We start from the raw sequence: 1896 nt of genomic DNA, 5'->3' as shown, positions 1-1896 counted from the left end.
TTTTTTGGTGTGCCCAGCATGGGCGTAGTCTATAGGGTGCAAGTCCCGAACCGCGAAGGCAGAAGTAGCGGTTAGCCTAACGCAAGGGTGTCCATGGTGACGTGGAATCTGAAGGAAGCGGGCGGCAAACCTCCGGTCTGAGGAACACGAACTTCATATAAGGCTATGTACGATTGGGTGAGTTTGCCAAACAAAACAAAGCCCTTTCTGCCGAAGGTCGTATGTAGTAGATGAAGCAGATAGGTGGAGGGAAAGACTACGTTCTTACCTGGGGAGGTCTGATTGACACGCCAAGTACACTTGGTAACCTATCCAGTGATGGATAGCTGAACAATCAGAAGTCAGCAGAAGCCATAGTACCATTCGAACTCGAGAAGAATGGGAAGGGCTGAACAATTAAGAGAGAACAACATCTTGGCATTCAGTAACCTGTGAAGAACACAGATAACCGATAAGGCATGCCCGAAGGAGGAAGTGGTGAATCCCACTGGGGACTTCGGGATGGTGGAGCAGGACTGGCATAAGAAGAACCGTTGTTCACGGAAAGAGGCGTAACACATGTTGATGGAGCGAATACTATCACGTGAAAACTTGCTTTCTGCCCTAAAACGGGTGGAGCGCAATAAAGGAAGCCACGGTGTGGATGAAATGCCTGTACAAAACTTACGGAAGCATTTCCTGGAACACTGGGAATCCATGAAAATGGAACTCCTTCAGGGAACCTATGAACCGCAACCTGTCCGCAGGGTCGAAATCCCGAAACCTGACGGAGGCGTGCGTCTATTAGGCATCCCTACCGTGATAGACCGCTTCATTCAACAGGCGATAGCCCAAGTGTTAACTTCCCTATACGACCCTACGTTTTCAGACCATAGTTACGGATTTCGACCAAATCGAAGTGCCCATGACGGAGTGAGGAAAGCGAAAGGATATATACAGGAAGGAAATCGTTGGGTTGTCGATATGGACCTGGAGAAATTCTTTGACAAGGTAAACCATGACAGGCTCATGGGGACACTTGCGAAAAGAATCAAAGACAAGCGTCTCCTTAAGCTGATCCGTAAATACTTGAAATCGGGCATCATGATAAATGGTCTCGTGACAAACAGTGAAGAAGGTACTCCGCAAGGAGGACCATTGAGTCCCCTTCTCTCCAACATAGTCCTTGACGAACTGGATAAGGAGTTAGAGAAGAGAGGTCACAAATTTGTCCGATACGCTGATGACTGCAATATCTATGTGAAAACAAAGAAAGCAGGGAATCGGGTCATGAGCTCCATCACCTCTTTTATTGAAGGAAAGCTTAAGTTGAAGGTGAATTTAAATAAATCCGCAGTTGACCGTCCATGGAAGAGGAAATTTCTTGGATTCAGTTTCACCAGTGGCAAGGAACCGAAGGTTCGCATCGCCAAGGAAAGTGTAAAACGGATGAAGAATAGAATCCGGGAAATCACTTCAAGGAAGAAACCCTACTCCATGGAATATCGGATAAAGAAACTCAACCAATATCTGATGGGATGGTGTGGATATTTCGCACTGGCAGATACACCGAGCGTTTTCCAGAAATTCGATTCATGGATTAAAAGAAGACTCCGAATGTGTATGTGGAAGGACTGGAAGATGCCCAGTACAAAGGTGAGGAAACTCGTCGGATTAGGCGTCCCGATAGGGAAGGCATACGAATGGGGAAATTCACGCAAGAGCTACTGGAGAATTTCTAAAAGTCCTATACTACACAGAACCCTCGGGAACTCCTTTTGGAGTTCCCGAGGGCTCAAAAGTCTAATATCTCGTTACGAAGCTTTGCGTCAACAATCTTAATTGAACCGCCGTATACCGAACGGTACGTACGGTGGTGTGAGAGGTCGGGAGTTAATCGCTCCCTCCTACTCGATT

General features: G+C 46.9%; 1 protein-coding gene. It reads left to right on the top strand.

What is annotated here, in order from left to right; genetic code table 11:
- Window positions 1-558 precede the first annotated feature (558 nt).
- Window positions 559-1821: a group II intron reverse transcriptase/maturase gene (ltrA, locus tag M3191_RS18045; RefSeq protein ID WP_251701721.1), complete on the top strand. Its 1263-nt coding sequence runs from the start codon at window positions 559-561 to the stop codon at window positions 1819-1821.
- Window positions 1822-1896: the final 75 nt, after the last annotated feature.

The sequence above is a fragment of the Sporosarcina luteola genome, from assembly GCF_023715535.1.
Classification (GTDB): Bacteria; Bacillota; Bacilli; order Bacillales_A; family Planococcaceae; genus Sporosarcina; species Sporosarcina luteola_B.
The sequence above is the reverse complement of the archived record's forward strand: the minus strand, read 5'-3'. Positions and strand labels throughout refer to the sequence as shown.